The organism is Streptomyces sp. NPDC004838 (assembly GCF_053600955.1).
The window spans coordinates 42,852-63,014 of sequence record NZ_JBSGAW010000033.1; the positions used below are offsets into that span (position 1 = coordinate 42,852).

Annotated in this window: 20 protein-coding genes and 1 riboswitch; of the genes, 11 read left to right on the plus strand and 9 right to left on the minus strand. The window is 72.2% G+C overall.

Annotation, left to right across the window (positions count from 1 at the left end; genetic code table 11):
• Positions 1–45: 45 nt before the first annotated feature.
• Positions 46–181: riboswitch (cobalamin riboswitch) on the minus strand.
• A gap of 185 nt (positions 182–366) precedes the next feature.
• Together ACWEFL_RS30210 and ACWEFL_RS30215 are read right to left on the minus strand one after the other, a co-directional pair.
• A complete protein-coding gene (locus ACWEFL_RS30210) occupies positions 367–588 on the minus strand; it encodes a hypothetical protein (RefSeq protein WP_451718557.1) in 222 nt (73 codons plus the stop codon).
• A 13-nt stretch (positions 589–601) separates the two neighbouring features.
• Entirely contained in the window at positions 602–1,822 is a 1,221-nt protein-coding gene (locus tag ACWEFL_RS30215) for an anion permease (RefSeq protein ID WP_451718560.1), read from the minus strand.
• A gap of 430 nt (positions 1,823–2,252) precedes the next feature.
• Here ACWEFL_RS30215 and ACWEFL_RS30220 point away from each other — a divergent pair, with 430 nt between their 5' ends.
• The 5 genes from ACWEFL_RS30220 (at position 2,253) to ACWEFL_RS30240 (ending at position 8,735) form a co-directional block, all read left to right on the plus strand.
• Positions 2,253–3,380, plus strand: a complete 1,128-nt coding sequence (locus ACWEFL_RS30220) for an alpha/beta hydrolase (RefSeq protein ID WP_451718563.1) — start codon at positions 2,253–2,255, stop codon at positions 3,378–3,380.
• Positions 3,381–3,518: 138 nt separating this feature from the next.
• Positions 3,519–5,057, plus strand: coding sequence for a hypothetical protein (locus ACWEFL_RS30225; protein WP_451718566.1), 1,539 nt, complete (start codon positions 3,519–3,521; stop codon positions 5,055–5,057).
• Between the two features lie 391 nt (positions 5,058–5,448).
• Positions 5,449–7,047 carry a ribosomal protection-like ABC-F family protein gene (gene abc-f / locus ACWEFL_RS30230; RefSeq protein WP_451718568.1) on the plus strand — a complete coding sequence of 533 codons (1,599 nt, stop codon included), beginning with the start codon at positions 5,449–5,451 and terminating at the stop codon, positions 7,045–7,047.
• Positions 7,048–7,556: 509 nt separating this feature from the next.
• On the plus strand, positions 7,557–7,778 hold the full coding sequence (locus ACWEFL_RS30235; protein WP_006123601.1) for a helix-turn-helix domain-containing protein: 222 nt from the start codon (positions 7,557–7,559) through the stop codon (positions 7,776–7,778).
• A 135-nt stretch (positions 7,779–7,913) separates the two neighbouring features.
• Entirely contained in the window at positions 7,914–8,735 is an 822-nt protein-coding gene (locus tag ACWEFL_RS30240; protein WP_451718571.1) for an enoyl-CoA hydratase/isomerase family protein, read from the plus strand.
• Positions 8,736–8,930: 195 nt separating this feature from the next.
• On the opposite strand, the gene ACWEFL_RS30245 is transcribed toward ACWEFL_RS30240, so the two are convergent.
• On the minus strand, positions 8,931–9,632 hold the full coding sequence (locus tag ACWEFL_RS30245; protein ID WP_451718573.1) for a hypothetical protein: 702 nt from the start codon (positions 9,630–9,632) through the stop codon (positions 8,931–8,933).
• Between the two features lie 179 nt (positions 9,633–9,811).
• Here ACWEFL_RS30245 and ACWEFL_RS30250 point away from each other — a divergent pair, with 179 nt between their 5' ends.
• The 5 genes from ACWEFL_RS30250 (at position 9,812) to amaP (ending at position 12,232) form a co-directional block, all read left to right on the plus strand.
• A complete protein-coding gene (locus tag ACWEFL_RS30250) occupies positions 9,812–10,318 on the plus strand; it encodes an Asp23/Gls24 family envelope stress response protein (RefSeq protein WP_451718576.1) in 507 nt (168 codons plus the stop codon).
• 130 nt (positions 10,319–10,448) lie between these two features.
• Positions 10,449–10,640, plus strand: a complete 192-nt coding sequence (locus ACWEFL_RS30255; protein ID WP_451718579.1) for a hypothetical protein — start codon at positions 10,449–10,451, stop codon at positions 10,638–10,640.
• Positions 10,641–10,645: 5 nt separating this feature from the next.
• Complete coding sequence (locus ACWEFL_RS30260) at positions 10,646–11,002, plus strand: hypothetical protein (RefSeq protein ID WP_451718582.1); 357 nt, start codon at positions 10,646–10,648, stop codon at positions 11,000–11,002.
• Entirely contained in the window at positions 10,999–11,646 is a 648-nt protein-coding gene (locus ACWEFL_RS30265) for a DUF6286 domain-containing protein (protein ID WP_451718584.1), read from the plus strand. Before ACWEFL_RS30260 ends, ACWEFL_RS30265 begins: the two co-directional genes overlap by 4 nt.
• Positions 11,647–11,653: 7 nt before the next feature.
• Positions 11,654–12,232, plus strand: coding sequence for an alkaline shock response membrane anchor protein AmaP (gene amaP / locus ACWEFL_RS30270; protein ID WP_451718587.1), 579 nt, complete (start codon positions 11,654–11,656; stop codon positions 12,230–12,232).
• Positions 12,233–12,410: 178 nt separating this feature from the next.
• On the opposite strand, the gene ACWEFL_RS30275 is transcribed toward amaP, so the two are convergent.
• The 5 genes from ACWEFL_RS30275 to ACWEFL_RS30295 form a co-directional block, all read right to left on the minus strand.
• Complete coding sequence (locus tag ACWEFL_RS30275; RefSeq protein ID WP_451718590.1) at positions 12,411–13,166, minus strand: SDR family oxidoreductase; 756 nt, start codon at positions 13,164–13,166, stop codon at positions 12,411–12,413.
• A 4-nt stretch (positions 13,167–13,170) separates the two neighbouring features.
• The gene (locus ACWEFL_RS30280; RefSeq protein ID WP_451718593.1) at positions 13,171–14,958 is read right to left on the minus strand and encodes a glycoside hydrolase family 15 protein; all 1,788 of its coding nucleotides are present in this window, start codon (positions 14,956–14,958) and stop codon (positions 13,171–13,173) included.
• 166 nt (positions 14,959–15,124) lie between these two features.
• Positions 15,125–15,913 carry an SURF1 family cytochrome oxidase biogenesis protein gene (locus ACWEFL_RS30285; protein ID WP_451718596.1) on the minus strand — a complete coding sequence of 263 codons (789 nt, stop codon included), beginning with the start codon at positions 15,911–15,913 and terminating at the stop codon, positions 15,125–15,127.
• Between the two features lie 165 nt (positions 15,914–16,078).
• Entirely contained in the window at positions 16,079–16,312 is a 234-nt protein-coding gene (locus ACWEFL_RS30290; protein ID WP_451718598.1) for a hypothetical protein, read from the minus strand.
• A 53-nt stretch (positions 16,313–16,365) separates the two neighbouring features.
• Positions 16,366–17,430, minus strand: a complete 1,065-nt coding sequence (locus ACWEFL_RS30295; protein ID WP_451718693.1) for a DEDDh family exonuclease — start codon at positions 17,428–17,430, stop codon at positions 16,366–16,368.
• 236 nt (positions 17,431–17,666) lie between these two features.
• Between ACWEFL_RS30295 and ACWEFL_RS30300 the strand changes: the two genes are divergently transcribed.
• Complete coding sequence (locus ACWEFL_RS30300; protein WP_451718600.1) at positions 17,667–18,371, plus strand: VIT1/CCC1 transporter family protein; 705 nt, start codon at positions 17,667–17,669, stop codon at positions 18,369–18,371.
• A gap of 158 nt (positions 18,372–18,529) precedes the next feature.
• On the opposite strand, the gene ACWEFL_RS30305 is transcribed toward ACWEFL_RS30300, so the two are convergent.
• Positions 18,530–20,065: a S8 family peptidase gene (locus ACWEFL_RS30305; RefSeq protein ID WP_451718603.1), complete on the minus strand. Its 1,536-nt coding sequence runs from the start codon at positions 20,063–20,065 to the stop codon at positions 18,530–18,532.
• Between the last annotated feature and the right edge of the window lie 98 nt (positions 20,066–20,163).

Genomic DNA, 20,163 nt, shown 5'->3' on the forward strand with positions numbered 1-20,163 from the left:
CAGCCGCGCATGGCGAAATGTCCTCACTCAGGGTGTCCGCGCCCTGGTTCGACGTGACCGACGGTGAGAGTTCCTGGCTTCCGGGGGTGTTCCCCGGTCACAGTGGCGGGACCGCGCCGGATTCGCACCGGCTTCCTCTGTTTCCGTCGTGATGGCTCCGGCAGTCCACCACGCTCCGAGAACACCCGTCAACTCGCCCTTGACCTGCGAAGGGTCAGTGTGCTGAGCCCCACAGTCGGACGACGGCCGGGCCGGGCGCGTCAAGGGCGCCCGGCCCGGCCGGGTGGAACGTATGGCGGTGCGTGTGCGGGTCGCGCGACCTGTACAGCGGGGTGCGGGTGTGCGGGGTGCGGGGGGATCCGTACGTCAGGTGATGATCAGATAGATCCCGTACGCCACGGCCGCCGCGCAGAGCCCGAAGCAGGCGTACGCGCCGGTGCGCGCGAGGGCGGTGGAGCCGCCTCCGGCTTCCGTCGCCTCCTGCTTGCTGAGGGCCACCACGCCGACGGCGAAGAGGCCCACCACGACGACGGTCGAGACGAGGCTCACGCCGAAGACGGATCCGAGGGCTGCCCAGTCGATTTTCATTGCTGATCCGTCCTTACACCGCGGCCCGGCTCGCCGGACCCGCTTCGGGGGCCGAGGGAGCGGGGGACGGGATGGTGGTCTTGAGTTCGTCCTGGGCGATGGCGGCGTCGACGCCCGCGGGCCCGTCGCCGTGGTCGGTGTCGTTGACGTTGGTGTGGTCGACCACCTGACGGCGGGAGATCAGCCAGATCCAACCGCTCGACGCGACCAGGAAGACCGCGACGACCGCGACTCCCCAGTCGCCCTGCTTGGTCACGAACTCCGAGCCCGCGGCGACCAGCGCGGCGGCCGGCAGCGTCAGACCCCAGGCGACGAACATCCGGGTGGCGGTGGACCAGCGGACCACCCCGCCCTTGCGGCCGAGGCCCGCGCCCATCACGGCGCCGGAGCAGGAGTGCGTGGTGGAGAGCGAGAAGCCGAGGTTGGACGAGGCGAGGATGACGCTGGCCGCGCTGGTCTGGGCGGCGAAGCCCTGCTGCGGCTGGAGGTCGGTCAGGCCCTTGCCCATGGTCCGGATGATGCGCCAGCCGCCGAGGTAGGTGCCGAGCGCGATGGCGACGCCCGCGGAGACGATGACCCACATCGGGGGGTTGGAGCCGGGGGAGAGCACACCGCCGGCCACCAGGGCCAGCGTGATGATGCCCATCGTCTTCTGGGCGTCGTTGGTGCCGTGGGCGAGGGAGACCAGACCCGCCGAGGCGATCTGACCCGCCCGGTATCCCTTCTCGGTGCCCTTCGCGCCCGCCTTCTGGCCGATTCGGTACGTCAGCCGGGAGGCGAGGTACGCGGCGATGCCGGCGACCAGCGGGGCGGCGACGGCGGGGATCAGCACCTTGGTGACGACCGTGCCGCCGTTGACGCCGCTGATACCGACCGAGGCGATGGTCGCGCCTATCAGACCGCCCATGAGGGCGTGTGAACTGCTGGACGGCAGGCCGATCAGCCAGGTCGCCAGATTCCACAGGATGGCGCCGACGAGCGCCGCGAAGATGACTTCTGGGGTGATGCCTGACTCGTTGACGATGCCGCTGGAGATCGTCTTCGCGACCTCCACCGACAGGAACGCGCCGACGAGGTTGAGCACGGCGGACATGGCCACCGCGGTCTTGGGTTTCAGGGCGCCGGTCGAGATGGTCGTCGCCATCGCGTTGGCGGTGTCGTGGAAACCGTTCGTGAAATCGAACACGAGAGCTGTCACGATCACGATCGCGAGCAGCAGCGTGATGTGTTCCATTTACCCAGGCAATCTTTGGGGGTCAGTGGCTCGCTGAACGTAGGTAACCTGGGTGAACAGAAGATGAACTGAGACGGGACTTGGGGTGTCTCCAACCGGTTCTCGTCATTCCGTTTTCTCTCTCGCGGGGCCGGTTTTCCGGCTCCGGAGGCTCGAAGGGGGAGAGAAGCGGCTTTCATGCGGTTTTATGGTGATCTGCGTCACCGTGCCTCTGTTCACTTCTCTGATTCCGGTATCTGATACCGGGGCCCTCCGCGGCGGACCGTCCGCGGCGGTTCGCGCCGTCGCCGCACGCCGGTCGGCGGAACCGCCACGCCGTCCGGTTCGACGCCGTCCGGATCCCCGCTCCGGGGCCGGGGGCATCGCCCGCCGCCACCCGGACGGCGGCCCTCCACTGGCACCCCGGCGCCCGCGTGCCGACACTGGAACCGTGCGCCCGGCAACCGCGACGGCTACAGCCGTCACCACCCTGATAGGCATCGGCACGGCGGCGGTCGTGGCCGCCCGGTACGCGGGCGACGCCGCCCTCAAGGCGTCCCCGAGCCGCCCCCTGCCCGGCGACCCCCGGCTCACCGTGCACGGCACCGCGGCGGGCACGGTGACCCTCACCCGCAGCCTCGCCTCGCTGCGCCCCGGCACGTACGGCCTCGACGGCGACGGCGTCCACGCCGTCGTCGGCCCGGTGTTCGAGGGAGCCCCGCACGACGCCGACGCGGTCGTGCGCCGTCTGGAGCAGGTCGCCCACGGCAGCCTGGAGCCCGGCACCCGGGTACGGCTGACCCCGCGACTCCACCTCGGCAGCCCGGCCGACGCGCTCGGCATCGACCACGAGGACGTCGCCGTCCCCGGAGAACTCGGCCCCCTGCCGTCCTGGTTCGTGCCGGGCCCCCGCGATACCTGGGTGATCGCCGTGCACGGCCTCGGCGCCACCCGCGAACACCCCATGAACCTTCTGCCCTTCCTGCACGGCAGACGCGTGCCCGTGCTCGGCCTCGGCTACCGGGGCGACCCCGACGCGCCCCGTTCCCCCGACGGACTCGGGCACCTCGGCGACTCCGAGTGGCGCGATCTCGACGCCGCCCTCCGCTTCGCCGTACGGAACGGGGCCGCGCGCGTGGTCCTGTACGGCTGGTCCACCGGGGCCACCATGGCGCTGCACGCCGCCGCGGACTCGGTGCTGCGCGACCGGATCAGCGGCCTCGTCCTCGACTCGCCCGTCCTCGACAAGGCCGCCACCCTGCGCGCCCTGGCCGCCGCCCGCCACACCCCCGGACCCCTGCTCCCGCTCGCCGTGAGAGCGGCCCGGAGCAGAGCGGGACTGAACGGCGGCGGACCGCTCGCCCCGGACTGCGCGTACGCGGTCCGGGTGCCGACCCTGATCTTCCACGGCCCCGACGACACCGTCGCCCCCTGGGCGCCCTCCCGCGGACTCGCCGCAGGCCGCCCCGACCTCGTCACCCTCCACACCGTCCTCAACGCCCCGCACGCGGCCATGTGGAACGCCGACCCGGCCCGTTACGAAGAGACGCTCCGCCGCTTCCTCACCCCTCTGATGTAGCCGGTGGCCCGGCGGTGACGGAGCCCGTCGGCCGGGCCCCTGGGGCCCTGTCCCGCCCGAGCGGACTGCGCCCGATAAATGTATTCACCACTAGGTTCCGTTTGGGCTTTCCGGCCGTCAACGGGAAGACTGCTCCCTGTGACGTCCCGAAAGCCTGATGAGCAATTGGCGCGCAACTCCAGACTCCGGCTTGTCCGCCCGCGGCCCCTGGCCACCGCCCGCCGGGCCGTGACGACCCGGCGTACCCGGCCGGCCCCGAGGCCCCCCGAGGGCACACCGCCTCCCGCCGAACTGGCCCGCCAGGCCAGAGAAGTCCTCGCCGACGCCGTGCGGATCGCCCGCTGGGCCGCCGTCGAACGCGATCCGAGCACCGCACCGCTCGCCGACCGTGCCGAGGAACGGGCCGCCGCCGCACTGGAGTTGACGACCGCTCAGGTGCGCGCGGGCTGGGACCGCGCCCGCCTGGCCGGCCTCGTCGAACTGCACGGCGACACCGCCCGGCCCGGCTGGCGGCTGCGTGCCTGGGACCGTGACGACATGGCCGTACTGCGCGGCTGGGTCGCCCTCTTCGACGCCTGGTCCCTGGTCCACCCGGCCCCCGGCGAGGTCGCCCCCACCGCCGTCGCGGAGGTCGTCGAAGCCGTCCCCCAGCTTCTCTCCCTGCTCCAGCTCTCGGCCGGTCCGGTCCTCGTGCCCGCCCTGCTCGACCTGCTGGAGCAGCGCGTCGCGGAACTGCGCGAGGAGCGCTGCGAGGTCCCGTACGACCCCCAGGACCAGCTCGGCCGGCTCGTGCCCGCCGCCGCGCCTTCGGACGGCTCCGTGCCCACGGGTGACGCCGGTCCCGGCGCGGGAGCGGACGCGGCCGCGGCAGCCGCCGTCCCCGAGCCCCCGGCCCCCGCCACCGCCGTCCTCCGCACCGGCCCCGCGGCCGATGTTGCCACCGCGCCGGACGTCCCCGCCGCACCCCTTCTCGACTGGGCCCTCGACGGCCTGGCCGCCGTCGGGGCGCTGACCCTCGACAGCGGCCGGTCCGCCACCCTCACCCCCCTCGGGAACTGGGCGGTCTGGGTCAAACTGGAGCAGATCTGCGTCGCCGCCCAGAGCCCGGCCGGCAACATCGAGCAGTCCGCCGACGACATGCTCCGCGGCTGCGCCCGTCTCACCCCGGGGCCCGCCCGCGCCGAGTACCGCGCCTGGCTCGCCGCCCGCCCGGTCTCCAGCGCCGTCGCCGAACTGCTGACCGTCGCCAGGGGCGAGGACGCCCTGCTCCGCGGACTCGCCTTCGAGGCGCTGCGCGCCGTCGGAGCCCCCGCGGAGGCCGAGGTCCGCGCCGCCTCCGACGAGCCCTCGCTGCGCCCCTACGCCCTGCTCTGGATCGCCGAGTACGACGGCATGGACCCCGAGGACGCCCCCGACATCCTCACCCGTGAGGAAGCCACCTGGCTCTGGGTCGACACGGCCGCCGCGGTCGCCGACCACGGGGAGCCGCAACTGCTGCTGCGCCACCTCGACTCCGCGGTCCAGGGCACGGTCCCGGCGCTCCTCGAAGAGGTACGGGCCGGAGGCCACCCCCGCACCGTTCAGGTCCTGGTCGCGCTGGCCGCCGCGCACCCCGATCCGGCCCTCGCCAAGGCGGTGCGCCGGGCGGCGTTCCAGGTCCACACCGGAGGCGCGTAGACCGCGCCGCCGCCGTCCCGTCCGCCGGGGCTCCGGCCAGGACCAGGAGCCCCGGCCACCGGACGGTCGTCGCCACGGGCGGACGGCCGCGAATCCTCTCAGGGCCGTCCCGGCCGGCCCGTCGGCGCTGTTCCGGCGGCCCCGCTTCCGCCGGCCCGTGCCTCGGGCCCGTTTCCGCCGGCCCGCGCGTTCGGGCGGCACGTGCGGCCCGCCGTGGCATCGCCCTTCTCGCCGCGCCGCCCTCTTCCCGGTTCGGGTGAAGGCAAAACCACTTGCACGCCCCCGTTAGACTGGCCCCTATGGCCATTCTCCTCGTGCATTAGACGGCGTCGAACCATCGCACGCCCTCCCTTCCGCCGTCCGTACCGCCCCGCCGCCCTGGAGTCTGTCCGTGATCACCGCTTCCGGCATCGAGTTGCGCGCCGGCGCCCGCGTCCTCATCGAGTCCGCTTCCTTCCGTGTCGCCAAGGGCGACCGCATCGGTCTGGTGGGCCGTAACGGCGCCGGCAAGACCACCCTCACCAAGTGCCTCGCCGGCGAGGGCATCCCCGCCGCCGGCACCATCGCCCGCTCCGGCGAGGTCGGCTATCTGCCGCAGGACCCGCGCACCGGCGATCTGGAGACCCTGGCGCGCGACCGCATCCTCTCCGCACGGGGACTCGACACCGTGCTGAAGAAGATGCGCGAGAACGAGGACCGGATGGCGAACGGCCAGGGCGCCACCCGTGAGAAGGCGATGAGGAGGTACGAGCGCCTGGAGACGGAGTTCCTGACCAAGGGCGGTTACGCCGCCGAGGCCGAGGCCGCCACCATCGCCGCCGCGCTCGGGCTCCCCGACCGGGTGCTCGGCCAGCCCCTCCACACGCTCTCCGGCGGCCAGCGCCGCCGGGTCGAGCTGGCGCGCATCCTCTTCTCGGACGCCGACACCCTGCTGCTCGACGAGCCGACCAACCACCTCGACGCCGACTCCATCGTCTGGCTGCGCGACTATCTCAAGACCTACCGCGGCGGCTTCATCGTCATCTCCCACGATGTCGACCTCGTCGAGACGGTCGTCAACAAGGTCTTCTACCTCGACGCCAACCGTTCGGCGATCGACGTCTACAACATGGGCTGGAAGCTCTACCAGCAGCAGCGCGAGGCCGACGAGAAGCGCCGCAAGCGCGAGCGCCAGAACGCCGAGAAGAAGGCCGCCGCCCTCAACTCGCAGGCCGACAAGATGCGGGCCAAGGCCACCAAGACCGTCGCCGCCCAGAACATGGCCAAGCGCGCCGAACGCCTTCTCGCCGGTCTGGAGGAGGTGCGGATGTCCGACAAGGTCGCCAAGCTGCGTTTTCCCGACCCCGCGCCCTGCGGCAAGACCCCTCTCACGGCGGAGGGGCTTTCCAAGTCGTACGGATCCCTGGAGATCTTCACCGACGTCGATCTCGCGATCGACAAGGGCTCGCGCGTCGTCATCCTCGGTCTCAACGGCGCGGGCAAGACGACACTGCTGCGGCTCCTCGCCGGCGTCGAGCGGCCGGACACCGGCGCGGTCACTCCGGGGCACGGCCTCAAGCTGGGCTACTACGCCCAGGAGCACGAGACCCTCGACCCGGACCGTACGGTCCTGGAGAACATGCGCTCCTCCGCGCCCGACCTCGATCTCGTCCAGGTGCGCAAGACGCTGGGCTCGTTCCTCTTCTCCGGCGACGACGTCGACAAGCCCGCCGGTGTGCTCTCCGGCGGGGAGAAGACCCGGCTGGCGCTGGCCACCCTGGTCGTCTCCTCCGCGAACGTCCTCCTCCTCGACGAGCCCACGAACAACCTCGACCCCGCCAGCCGCGAGGAGATCCTCGGCGCGCTGCGCACCTACAAGGGCGCGGTCATCCTCGTCACGCACGACGAGGGAGCGGTCGAGGCGCTGGAACCGGAGCGGATCATCCTGCTGCCGGACGGCGTGGAGGACCTGTGGGGCGCGGACTACGCGGACCTGGTGGCCCTCGCCTGACGGAACGCCGGTCCGGGAACGGGCCGGACTCCGCCCCGGAACCGGCCGGAATCCCATCCGGGAACCAGCCGGAATCCCATCCGGGAACCGGCCGGGCTTCCGCTCCGGAACCGGCCGGACGCCGTCCACCGGCTGGTCGGACGCCGGTTCGACACCCCCCGCCCCGAGCCGGCGGCCATGGAGTGATCCACTTCGTATGGATCATTCGGCTCACGGGTGATCCACCATCTGAGTGAGAACGTCTCGTACCCCGGCGTGGCACCCCGTGCAACGTCCGCCGCTGTGCGCCGATCCCGGTCGGATCGCCCGTAGCCTCCCTGACCTGGCAACTCTTCGGGGAGTTCGGCCCGGAGTGCCGGCGACGGTGTGCGGAATTGAAAATTCCGGCGGCGGTGACCGTTGCGCGTGCGGCAAAGGTCGCGCCATGGACCTTGCCGAATGGGTGGCCAGGAAGCCGACGAGGGGTGATCATGAGAAGTCCAGAGCGCACTTCCCATGAGGAGGCACGGGTGGCCGAGACTCTGAAGAAGGGCAGCCGGGTTACCGGCGCCGCGCGCGACAAGCTCGCGGCAGACCTGAAGAAGAAGTACGACTCCGGTGCGAGTATCCGGGCGCTGGCCGAAGAGACCGGCCGTTCCTACGGATTCGTCCACCGGATGCTGAGCGAGTCCGGAGTCACGCTGCGGGGACGCGGCGGGGCGACGCGAGGCAAGAAGGCCGCTTCGGCCTGACGCCCGCGCGTCGGGGGCTCCTTCGGTCCACCGGTTCCCGAGGTGGTCACCCGGCCGTTCCCTACGGTCGGCCGGGTGGTTACTGTGCAGTCGCTTAGCTATCGTGCTGTGACTGCACCCGAACCGGAGGCGCCCATGACTTCGCCCGACTCTGCGCGAGACCTTGACCCTGTGCGTGATCTCGTGCTGGACGAGGACGGCGTACGGCTCACCGTCGAGGACGCGGTGGCCACGGTGACGCTGACCAACCCGGCCAAGCGCAACGCCCAGTCTCCCGCTCTGTGGCGGGCGTTGACACATGCCGGACGGTCGTTGCCGGGCACCGTGCGGGTCGTGGTGCTGCGCGGCGAAGGGCAGTCCTTCTCCGCGGGGCTCGACCGGCAGGCGTTCACGCCCGAAGGGTTCGACGGTGAGCCGTCCTTCCTCGATCTCGCGCGCGGTTCGGACGCGGACCTCGACGATGTCATCGCCGAGTACCAGCAGGCGTTCACCTGGTGGCGGCGGAGCGACATCGTGACGATCGCGGCCGTACAGGGCCATGCGATCGGTGCGGGGTTCCAGCTCGCCCTGGCCTGCGATCTGCGGGTCGTCGCGGAGGACGTGCAGTTCGCCATGCGCGAGACCAGCCTCGGGCTCGTCCCCGATCTCACGGGCACGCACCCGCTGGTGTCCCTCGTCGGCTACGCCCGCGCGCTGGAGATCTGCGCCACGGGCCGCTTCGTGCGTGCCGAGGAGGCCGAGCGCACCGGGCTCGCCAACCTGGTCGTGCCCGCCGACGAACTCGACGCCGCGGTCCAGGACCTGGCGTCCGCGCTGCTCGCGGCCCCGCGTGACGCCGTGATCGAGACGAAGGCCCTGCTGCGGGGCGCGTCCGGCCGTTCGTACGAGGAGCAGCGCACCGCCGAGCGCGCGGCCCAGGCCCGCCGACTGCGGGACCTCGCGGGCATCGGCGACTGAACCGGGAACGCGAGGGAGGCGCCACAGCGCGCGGAAGGCGCCACAGCGCTCGGAATCCTCCTGGGGCTCCGGGGAGCCCCCGGGGGATGATTCCGGGCCCCCGAACCTCCGGATGAGAACCTCAGATCCCGCCCCGGCCGGGCGGTGCTTGCCCGGCCCATGCGTTCCGGTTCGTCGGCGGCCGAGGCGGTTCTGTCATACGCCCACGGCTGTGACCAGGACCGATACCGGACGATCGTCGCCGAGCGCTGTGGAAACCGCCTCGCGGACCGCCCGGACCGCGTCCAGCGGGCGGTGACCCCGTGCCACCGCGACCTCCACCCGGACATGGTTCGCCGAGGCGTGCACGGGTGCGCCGAGGGTGTCCGTCAGATAGGCGACACCCCGTGCCGTGGAGGCCGCCAGGGCGGCCGGCCCGGCCGGGCTCGAGGGCCCGGCTCCGGCCGGTCCGGGAACGGGGGCCGGGTGCTTGACCTCGCCCTCCTCGGCATCCGGTCCGGGCGCGGGGGGCGCGTCGAACAGATCCGTCGCCCGTAGATCGACCTCCGACACCAGCAGGTCCAGCTTCCGCCGCGCGGCGGTGAACAGCGCGTCCCGCAGTACGGCGGCGGTGTCGGGCAGCGGTTGCCGGGCCGTGGCCGCGAACTCGGCGGTGATGCGCAGCGGCCCCGGAGACAGGGCGCTCGGCGGCGGCGGAACGGCGGGAGGGCCCGCCGCCTCCGGGTCGGCGAGCGACAGCCGTACCGTGCCCAGGACCGCCGTCGCGACCCCCTCCGCCGCCAGCCGCAGCTCCGCCTCGGCCGCCTGTTCGGTGAGCCAGGCCCCGTCGCCGGCTTCACCCAGCGGCAGCAGCCTGCCGAGTCCGAGCCGTCTCCGTACCGCGTCCGCAGTGCTCATTGCCCCAGCCTGCCGCATCCCCGGCGCGGGATGGGGCACACACACTTACTGTGGGCAGGAGGGGCTCTTCTGGATCACGCGGGAATCCGGCAAGATCCAGGAGGCGCCCGCGAGGGGAGACCAGGATGTCGTCCAGGCCGTAAAGCCCCGACAGGCCGTAAAGCCCGAAAGGACAGGCGATGAGTGACACCGCGCCCAGGAACCGGCCCGAGACCGCCGGCGGTGAGTCCGGCTCGGGCGATGAGCCCAGGAACGAACCCAGGAGGACGACGGTCACCAAGCGCGGTGGCGGGGACCCCGGCTCCCGCGGCCGTACGACCATCGCCGACGGTGTCGTCGAGAAGATCGCCGGAATGGCGGCACGGGATGTGCTCGGCGTCCACGCGATGGGCGGCGGTCTGTCCCGTACCTTCGGCGCGGTACGAGACCGTGTGCCGGGCGGCGGCAGATCCAGTGTCACCCGAGGGGTGAAGGCCGAGGTCGGCGAGGTGCAGACCGCCCTCGACCTGGAGATCGTCGTGGACTACGGGGTCTCGATCTCCGACGTCGCCCGTGCCGTGCGCGAGAACGTGATCGCCGCGGTGGAGCGGATGACCGGACTGGAGGTCGTCGAGGTCAATATCGCGGTCAGCGATGTGAAGCTGCCCGAAGAGGAGGAAGAGGAGCCGGAGCCGCGCATCCAGTAGCCACGGATCCCCCGCGGCGGTCCGGCGACGACGGATCCCTCGGCCGGACGGCTCCGGTGCCGTAAGGTCCCGGAAAACCCGTGGTCCCGTCGTTCGCGCGGTTTCCGCAGTTCCAGTAGAGGAGCTCACGATGAGCATGGCTGTGGTCGGCCTGTTGGCCGGTATGGCGCTCGGGTTCGCCGGGTACTTCGGCGGCTTCGGCGCGTTTCTGCTGGTCGCCGCGTTGGGCGCGGTCGGGTTCGTGGTCGGCCGCTTCCTGGAGGGCGACCTCGACCCCGGGGACTTCTTCCGCAGTCGCGAGCGCGGCGACCGGCGCCGGTGACGGGGGTGGCCGCTGAACGCGGCGCCGCCGTCACCGCCGGTGACCGCGGTGCGACCGTCATCGCCGACCGGGTCGTGGCGAAGATCGCGGCCCAGGCGGCGCGGGAGGCCCTCGTCGGCGTGCCCGAGGGCGGCGATCCGCCCCACGCCACGGTCGTCGTCCACCACGACGTCGCCCGTGTGCGCATCAGTCTCGAACTGGAATACCCCTCCGACATCGGCGGGCAGTGCGGCGACGTGCGTCACCGGGTCACCGAGCGGGTAAGGGCGTTGGCGGGGATGGACGTGCCCGAGGTGTCCGTCTTCGTCGAACGGCTGCACTCGGCGCACTCACGCGGCGCGGCGCAGGGGAGGATCCGATGACCGAACCCGTACCGTCCGGACCCGTGCTCGACCTGGACCAGTCCGCGTCGGGGTCTTCCTACGATCCCGTCGAGGCCCGCGAGGACGGTCCGGGCCGCAAGGCCGGGCGCTTCTGGTCCGTACGGCGGGTGCCGGCCGCGCTGCTCGCGCTCGTGGTGCTCGGCGGCGCGGGCATCCTCCTGTACGACATCGCGGCGGTACGGGCGGGCCGGCCGGCCATGGAATGGCGGCGCTCCCTCGCGCGCTCCCTCGCGAACTGGCGCGTCGACGAACCCTGGGTGCTGGTGGTCGCGTCGGCGGTCGTCGTCCTCGGACTCTGTCTGATCGTCGTCGCCGTCACACCCGGACTGCGGTCGGTGCTGCCGATGCGCCGTCACGAGGAGGCCGTACGGGCGGGCTTGGCGCGCGAGGCGGCGGCCCTGGTGCTGCGGGACCGGGCGGTCGAGGTCTCCGGCGTCCAGTCCGCACGGGTACGCGTGGGCCGGTCCCGGATCACCGTGCGGGCCCGCTCGCACTTCCGCGATCTGGACGACGTACGCGCGGACCTCGACACCGTGCTGACCACCGGGATCGCCGGACTCGGTCTGGAGAAGCCGCCCGCGCTGACCGTGAACGTGACCCGGCCGCCCGCGAAGAAGAGGTGACAGTCGGATGCTGCGTACCGTCAACCGTGTGGTGCTCGGGCTCGCGGGCGTGGTGCTGCTGTGCGTCGGCGGCGGGGTGCTCGCGGCCGGCACGGGGCTCTCCGTACCGTCCTGGTGGCCCTGGGACGGCAGCCGTGACGTCCTGCTGAGCACGGCGGACCGCGAGCGCTGGCGCGACGAGAGCTGGTGGTGGCCCTCCGTCATCGCGGGCCTCGCGATCATCGTTCTGCTGGCCCTGTGGCTGCTGCTCGCCCAGCTCCGCCGCGCCCGCCTGGCCGAGGTCCTCGTCGACAGCGGCGACGGCGAGGGGGCGCTGGTGCGAGGCTCGGCGCTGGAGGGCGTCCTCGAACGCGAGGCGGAGTCCCTGGACGGCGTCGCCCGTGCCCACATCACCCTCAAGGGCCGCCGCACCGAGCCCGAGGCCCGTGTCCGCCTGCTTCTCGAACCGTACGCCTCCCCGGCGAAGACCCTGACCCGGCTGACCACCGAGGCGATCGCCCACGCCCGCGAGTCGGCGGGCCTGAAGGTCCTTCCGACGGAGGCGCACCTGCGGGCCGCGAAGCACGGCGCCCGCCGCGTGACCTGAGCCCGCCCGGTCCGATCTCCCGCGCCCGCGCCCGCCGCGGAGCGACCCGCGCCCCGCCGCGGCGGGGGACCGGGACCGCGTCGGACCGGGCCGGGACTGCGCCGGATCGGGCCACGCGCCCCCTCGGGACCGGCTTGCGGACCACCTCCGGTCAAGGACCGGCCGGCGGCTCCGGGGCTCAGAATCCGTGCCGCGCACCCCCGTCCACCGGCACCATCAGACCCGTCAGATACGACGCCGCCGGTGACAGCAGGAACGCCGCCACCCGACCGAACTCCTCCGGGGTCCCGTACCGCCTCAGCGGAATCCGGGACTCGTTGGCCGCGCGCGCGGATTCGGCGTCGCCGGTGAGGGCGTCGAGTTCGCGGACCCGGTCGGTGTCGATGAGGGCGGGGAGGACGGCGACGACGCGGATGCCCTGGGGCCCGAGTTCGTCGGAGAGGGATTTGGCGAAGCCTGCCAGGCCGGGCCGGAGCCCGTTGGAGATGGTGAGGCCGGGGATGGGCTCGTGGACCGAGCCGGAGAGGACGAATCCGATCACACCGCCCTCGCCGAGCGCCGCCGCCGCCGTGCGGGCCATGCGGACCGCGCCGAGGAAGACGGACTCGAACGCCGCCCGCCACTGCTCGTCCGTGTTGTCCGCGGCGAAGCCCGGCGGCGGGCCGCCCACGCTGATCAGCACACCGTCGAAGCGCCCGAAGTGGGCGCGGGCCGCCGCGATCAGGCGTTCCGCGCCCGTGGGGTCGGCGTTGTCGACGGCGACGCCGACCGCGTCGGGGCCGAGTCCGACGGCGGCGTCGGCGACGGTCCGCTCATCGCGCCCGCTGATGACGACCTTCGCGCCCTCCCCGACCAGCGCTCGCGCCGATGCGTTGCCCAGCCCCCGCGACGCGCCCGTGACGACATAGACGCGGTCCTTCAGTCCAAGATCCATGGACCTATCCTGCATTCTCCTCATGGGCCAGCGCGAGGGCGGTGGTCACCAAGGCGATATGGCTGAACGCCTGGGGGTAGTTCCCGAGCTGTCGGCCGGCGACGGGGTCGTACTCCTCGGCGAGCAGCCCGACGTCGTTGCGGAGCCCGAGCAGCCGCTCGAACAGCTCGCGCGCCTCCTTCACCCGCCCCGTCATCCGCAGCGCGTCCGCCAGCCAGAACGAGCACGCGAGGAACGCGCCCTCGTCCCCCGGAAGCCCGTCCACCGTCGCCCCCTCCGTGCTGTAGCGCCGTACGAGCCCGCCCCCCGTGCCCAGTTCGGCCCGTACCGCGTCCACCGTCCCCACGACCCGCGGGTCGTCGGGCGGCAGGAACCCGACGCGGGGGATCAGCAGCGTCGCCGCGTCCAGTTCGGTGGAGCCGTAGTACTGGGTGAAGGTGTTCCGCTCGGGGTCGTACCCCTTCTCGCACACCTCCCGGTGCACCTCGTCCCGCATCGCGCGCCAGCGCACCGCGTCCCCGCGCAGTGAGGGGTCCGCCTCCAGCGTGCGTACGGCCCGGTCGGCGGCGACCCACGCCATCACCTTGGAGTGCACGAAGTGACGGCGGGGCCCGCGCACCTCCCAGAGCCCCTCGTCCGGCTCACGCCACTTGGACTCCAGGAAGCCGAGCAGGCTGAGCTGGAGGTACCAGGCGTGCTTCTGACCGGGGATGCCCTCCTGCTTGGCCAGGAAGAGCGAGTCCATGACCTCGCCGTAGACATCGAGCTGCAACTGCTCCACCGCCGCGTTCCCGGTGCGCACGGGGAGGGAGCCCGCGTACCCCGAGAGCCAGGGCAGCTCCGTCTCGGGCAGTCTGCGCTCCCCGGCGAGCCCGTACATGATCTGGAGGTCGGCCGGGTCGCCCGCCACCGCCCGCAGCAGCCAGTCGCGCCAGGCCGCGGCCTCGTCCTTGTAGCCCGCGGTGAGCAGCGCCCCCAGGGTGAGGGTCGAGTCCCGCAGCCAGCAGAAGCGGTAGTCCCAGTTCCGTACGCCTCCCAGCCCCTCCGGCAACGAGGTCGTGGGCGCGGCGACGATCCCTCCGGTGGGGGCGTACGTGAGCGCCTTGAGGGTGATGAGGGAGCGGACGACGGGCTCGCGGTAGGTGCCGAACGTCTGGCAGCGGTCCGCCCAGTCCCCCCAGTCCTGGAGGCTCTGCTCCAGCGCGTCGAACGGGTCGACGAGGTCGGGACGCTGTTCGTGCGAGGGGTGCCAGGAGAGGACGAACGCCACCTTCCCGCCCTCGCCCACCGTGAACGACGAGACGGTGCTGAACTGCTGACCCCATGTCTTGACCGGCGGCTCACTGCGCAGCCACACCGAGTCCGGCCCGGCGATCGCCACCCGGTGGCCGTCCGCGCGGCGCATCCACGGCACGATGGAGCCGTAGTCGAAGCGCAGCCGCAGCACGGACTCCATCTCGACCTTGCCGCTGACACCCTCCACGATCCTCATCAGATCGGGGGTCTTGTCGCGCTGCGGCATGAAGTCGATGACCTTGACGGTGCCGGTGCGTGTCTCCCACACCGACTCCAGCACGAGCGAGTGTCCGATGTAGCCCCGGCGGGTGCACCGGTTCGCGCCCTTGGGCGTGAGCCGCCAGTGCCCGTTCTCCTTGTCGCCGATGAGCGCGGCGAAGCAGGCAGCCGAGTCGAAGCGCGGCAGACAGAGCCAGTCGATGGAGCCGTCCATGCCCACCAGCGCCGCAGTCTGCAGATCGCCGATGAGCGCGTAGTCCTCGATGCGTAGGGTCACGCTTTGGCGTGTTCCCGTCTTGCGCGAAGACTAAGCAGGCACGCGGTCCGGATCGCATGGGGCCGGAGGTGTTGGAGCGACTGATTCCGCTGCGGGAAGGGCGGGTTGCCGGTCTGCGCCGGGTCTGTTCCGGGCGCTTTTCGGACCTTTCGTGAGCGGGCGGGGTTCAGACGCTCGCGGGCTCGGGCTCCGGCGTCTTCCGGGCCTCGGCGGCCCGGCGGTCGCGCAGTTCACGGCGTACGAGAACCACCCAGCCGATGGGCACTCCGGTCGTGAACAGCCACCACTGGATCGCGTACGCCATGTGCGCGCCGATGGACTCGTGGTCGGGCTCGGGAATCAGCTCGGGGCTGTCGCCCGGAGGCTTGGGCTCGCTCTGCTCCAGATAGCCGCCGAGCACCGGCTTCCCCAGCGCCTCCGCCCGCTGCTCACTGTTGATCAGCATGACCTGGCGCGGCGGCAGACCGGCGAGGTCCTTGATGCCGCTGCCCTTCGTCGTCTCGTCGGCCTTGAGGCGGCCGGTGACGGTCACCGTGCCCTTGGGCGCGGGCGGCACGGCGGGGTACGCCTTCTGGTCGGCGGAGGCCGGGACCCAGCCCCGGTTGACCAGGACGGCGCGGCCGTCGGTGAGGAGCAGCGGGGTCAGCACATGGAAGCCGACGCGTTCATCGGCGTTGGTGCGGCGGCGTACGACGACCTCGTTCGCCACGTCGTAGACGCCGGTGGCGGTGACCGTACGCCAGTAGTCCGAGCGGGGGACCCGGTGGCCGGGGGAGGTGAGATCGGTCATCGGCACCGGGGCCGCTTCGAGGTTCCGGGCGATCAGCGCGTTCTGCTCGACGCGGCGTTCATGGCGGTGGAACTGCCAGAAACCCAGCTCGATCATCGTGGGGATGAGAACGAGTCCGATGAGGGTGAGGATCACCCACTGCCGGGACAACAGGAAGCGGTACACGGCACTGACCGTACCCGCTGCCGTCCCGCGTCCCGCCGGTGGGGCCCGGTCCGCGCCCGGCCCGGCCCGCCCGGAGTGGCCGGGCCCGGCGCGGCACCGGCCAGGCGCGGACCGGCCCTGCGTCACCGTGGCCGGGTGGGCCCCGTGTCCCACCCGGCCACGAGCTCATACCTTGTCGACGATGCCCACCCTGCCCTCCGCCCGGGCGCAGTGCGCGCCGCAGTACCAGTGGCCCTCGACTTCCACGCCCTGACCGATGATTTGGACCCGGCAGTGCTCACAGATGGGCGCCATGCGGTGGATGGCGCAGGAGAAGCAGTCGAAGACGTGCACGGCGCCCTGCGCGTGCACCTCGAAGGACATTCCGTAATCATTTCCGCAAACCTCACAACGTGCCATGCGCCACAGGGTGCGGGGCGGGATTCCCGAAGAGTGGGCGGCACGCCCGTCCGTCACCCGTCTGCGTCGCCCCCGCCGTCTCCGTCCACCGGGGCCACGTCCCGCAGGAGCTGGGTGAAGGCCGCCTCGTCGACGACCGGGGTGCCGTACGCCCTCGCCTTGACGACCTTCGAGGTGAGGGAGTCCGGATCGTTGGTGACCAGAAGGCTGGTCAGCCGGGAGACGCTGGTGGCGATGTGCAGACCCGCCTCGAAGGCCCGGTCCTCCAGCAGCTCGCGGTCGACGGAGGTGTCGCCGGAGAACGCCACCCGCATGCCCTGCTTCAGCGGTTTGTCCCTCTCGTACCGCCCCGGATTGGGGTAGGGGCAGGCCGGGCGCTTGCGCGAGGGCCGCCAGCCGCCGGCCGCCCCCCGTGCGGACGGGCCGTACGAGGACTGTCCCGGCCGCCCGTACGGGGGGCGGCCGGCGGACCGGTCGTACGACGCCTGGTAGCCGATGCGCGGGCTCACGGGCGAGTCCGACCACTCGGTGAGCGGACGGCACTCCAGCAGCGGCAGCCGGACGCCGTCACGGGCCGCCCTGTGCAGACTCGGCCGGAACGCCTCCGCCAGCACCCGCGCGTCGTCCAGCGCGTGGTGGGCGCGCCGCTGGACGACCCCGAAGTGCGCGGCCAGCGACTCCAGTTTGTGGTTGGGCAGCGGAAGCGCCAGTTCCTTCGCCAGCGCGATGGTGCACAGCCGCTGCCGGGTGGGGGCGGTGCGCTCCGCCCGTGCGTACTCGCGGGCGATCATGGACCAGTCGAAGATCGCGTTGTGCGCGACCAGCACCCTGCCGTCGAGCCGCTCGGAGAACTCGTCGGCGATCTCGCCGAACAGCGGAGCCCCTTCCAGCGCGTCGCTGGTCAGGCCGTGGATCCACACCGGGCCCGGATCGCGCTCCGGATTGACCAGCGTGTACCAGTGGTCCTCGACATCGCCCTGGGCGTCGAGACGGTACACCGCGGCGGAGACTATCCGGTCGTCGCGTGCGAGCCCGGTGGTCTCCACGTCGACGACCGCATACCCCTGGGGGTATGCGGTCGGCCAAGTCGCGGCTGCTGTCGTCCTGTCGTCGAGCATGGTCACAGAGAATACGGGCACGGACTGACATCCCTGACGCGCCTGTCCTGTACGCCCCTTACGCCCCCTCATATCAGGAGGGGACGGTCCTCGACCCGATCGCGGCGAAGGCCGCACCGACGCCGGCGGAGATCGCGGAGCCGCCGACGGACGTCCCGGCCGGAGCGGGAAGCCCGGTGTTCGCCGGGGGCGGGTCGGTGCGCGTCCGGTGACCTCGGTGGTGGGACCCTCCCGTGGTGACCCATCATGAGCCGCACGTCGGCGCGGCGATCAGCACCCGGCTGAACTGGCTCCGCGCCGCCGTGCTCGGCGCCAACGACGGCATCGTCTCCACCGCGGGCATCGTCGTCGGCGTCGCCGGCGCGACCGGCGACCGTGCCTGGCTGCTGACCTCCGGCCTCGCCGGGCTGCTCGCCGGTTCGTTGTCCATGGCCGCGGGCGAGTACGTCTCCGTCTCCACCCAACGCGACTCCGAGAGAGCCGCGCTGGCCGTGGAGAGACAGGAGCTCCAGGAGGAGCCGACGGCCGAACTCGAAGAGCTGACCGCCCTGCTGACCGACCGCGGACTCTCCCGCGAGGTCGCCCGCGAGGCCGCGGTCCAGCTCACCGAACGCGACGCGCTGAGCGCGCACGCGCGCGTGGAACTGGGGATCGACCCGGAAGCCCTGGCCAACCCCTGGCACGCGGCAGGCGCGAGCTTCGTCGCCTTCACGGTCGGCGCGCTGCTCCCGCTGCTGGCGATCGTCCTCCCGCCGGCCTCGGTCCGGCTCGCGGTGACGGTCTGCTCGGTCCTGGCGGCCCTGGCGTTCACCGGCTGGTGGAGCGCCAGGCTCGGAGCCGCGAGAACGGGCCCGGCGATGGCCCGGAACGTGGGCGGGGGAGCGGTGGCGATGGCGGTGACCTATGGGGCGGGGGCGTTGCTGAGGGCGGTCGGCGTGTGAGCGGCCGATCGCGGGTGCGCGGGTGCGCGGGTGCGGCCCGCCCGGCCCGACTCCGCCGGGACCACAGGCCCGACACGCGGGATCGCGTACGTACGAAGGGGCCGGACGGCCCGAGTGCCGGCGCGCCCGGCCCCCCCGCGTAAGGAGATCGGCGGAGATCAGCGGCGAACCGCGTCCAGAGCGTCCGCGACGCCTTCTCCATAGAACCCGTTCTTCCGCCTGTCGCCCTCGCACACCGCGTCCACGACGCCGTCCTTGTCGATGTCGTACGGATCGGTGCACCCGGTGTCGTCGGCCTGCCCGTACAGCAGCGACTTCACGACGGCGGGTGAGGCATGCGGGTGCTTCGACTTGATGAGCGCGACGACGCCCGCGACATGCGGTGAGGCCATCGACGTACCGGCCTTGTAGCCGTACCGGCCGTTCGGCAGCGTCGACAGGACGCGGCCGTCCGTGGCGGGGGCGTCCGGGGCCTGGAAGCGGGTGCCGTCGCCGCCGGGCGCCGAGATGTCGACCACGTCGTCACCGTAGTTCGAGAACGAAGACTTCAGGCCCTTCGCGCCGAGCGAGGACGTCGTCACCACGCCGGGGAGCTGTGTCGGGATGTCCAGACACCGGCTCGGGTCGACGACCCGCGGGCCCGGGGCGGAGTCGTTGGGGCTCGTCACGTCCGTCAGCTCGTCCGCCGCCAGATCCATGGCGGAGTTGCCCGCCGCGGCGACGTTCACCGCGCCCTTGCGCTCCGCGTACCGTGTGGCGCGGGCGAGGGCGTCGGTCAGCGCCTTCTGGTCGGGGTCGTCCGCGCAGTTGAACAGCCACGGGTCCACGTAGTAGCTGTTGTTGGTCACCTCGACACCGCGCTCGGCGGCCCATACGAAGCCGCAGACGACCGCCTCGGTGTAGAAGAACCCGTCCGTCGTGGACACCTTGATGCCGGAGACCTTGACGCCCGGCGCGACACCGGTGACGCCGACGCCGTTCCTGGCCGCGGCGATCGTGCCGGCCACATGGGTGCCGTGGTCGCTCTCGTTCTCGGCAGGACGCCAGGAGCCGGGTGTGGTGTCGGGCTTGCCGGTGACGCAGTTCGCCGAGGCGTCCCGGTCGAAGTTGGGCGCGAGATCGGGGTGCGTGTCGTCGACACCCGTGTCGATGACGGCGACCGTGACCTTCTCGCTGCCCAGCGAACGCTTGTGCGCCTGGTCCGCCTTGATGGCGGGCAGGCTCCACTGGAGCGGTTCGAGCGGATCCTGCCCCGCGTCCGCGGCCTCGGCAGCGTCCCGCGCCTCCTGGGCGGTCAGCGGACGCTCGGACCCGATCGAGGTGTCCTTCGCGGCGGCCAGCGGCGCGGTACGGGTGGCACCGGCCGACTCCACCCCCCTGACCTGACGGATCGTCCCGGCGAAGTCGGGGTTCCGCGAGTGGACGACGATGACCCCGATCCGGTCGTAGGCGACCACGATCGAACCGCCGGCCTCCGCTATCGCCTCCTTCACCGATGCGGCGACGCGGCGGCCGCCCTCCACGTTCACCACGTACGACAGCTTCGGACCGTCGGTCACCACAGCGGCGGACGGGTTGTCGGCGGCCGGGGCGGCTAAGGCGGCCCCCACGGGGAGGAGGCCGAGCGAGGCCGTGAGCGCCAGACCCGCGGGCAACGCGATCGCGCGCCGTCGTCTTGGTCCCGGATGAGCCATGGGTTCTCCACATCATCGGTGTCGACCGTCCGAACACGGGGTTGCGTTTGGACGGGTACATGACGAGCGAAGCTAGCGTCGATCCTGATCATCATCAA

Coding starts and splice junctions, on each gene's coding strand:
- ACWEFL_RS30250 (WP_451718576.1), top strand. CDS start 9,812: ATGAGTGACACCGCGCCCAGGAACCGGCCCGAGACCGCCGGCGGTGAG.
- ACWEFL_RS30210 (WP_451718557.1), bottom strand. CDS start 588: ATGAAAATCGACTGGGCAGCCCTCGGATCCGTCTTCGGCGTGAGCCTC.
- ACWEFL_RS30215 (WP_451718560.1), bottom strand. CDS start 1,822: ATGGAACACATCACGCTGCTGCTCGCGATCGTGATCGTGACAGCTCTC.
- ACWEFL_RS30265 (WP_451718584.1), top strand. CDS start 10,999: ATGACCGAACCCGTACCGTCCGGACCCGTGCTCGACCTGGACCAGTCC.
- ACWEFL_RS30275 (WP_451718590.1), bottom strand. CDS start 13,166: ATGGATCTTGGACTGAAGGACCGCGTCTATGTCGTCACGGGCGCGTCG.
- ACWEFL_RS30255 (WP_451718579.1), top strand. CDS start 10,449: ATGAGCATGGCTGTGGTCGGCCTGTTGGCCGGTATGGCGCTCGGGTTC.
- ACWEFL_RS30245 (WP_451718573.1), bottom strand. CDS start 9,632: ATGAGCACTGCGGACGCGGTACGGAGACGGCTCGGACTCGGCAGGCTG.
- ACWEFL_RS30290 (WP_451718598.1), bottom strand. CDS start 16,312: ATGGCACGTTGTGAGGTTTGCGGAAATGATTACGGAATGTCCTTCGAG.
- ACWEFL_RS30305 (WP_451718603.1), bottom strand. CDS start 20,065: ATGGCTCATCCGGGACCAAGACGACGGCGCGCGATCGCGTTGCCCGCG.
- ACWEFL_RS30240 (WP_451718571.1), top strand. CDS start 7,914: ATGACTTCGCCCGACTCTGCGCGAGACCTTGACCCTGTGCGTGATCTC.
- ACWEFL_RS30295 (WP_451718693.1), bottom strand. CDS start 17,430: ATGCTCGACGACAGGACGACAGCAGCCGCGACTTGGCCGACCGCATAC.
- amaP (WP_451718587.1), top strand. CDS start 11,654: ATGCTGCGTACCGTCAACCGTGTGGTGCTCGGGCTCGCGGGCGTGGTG.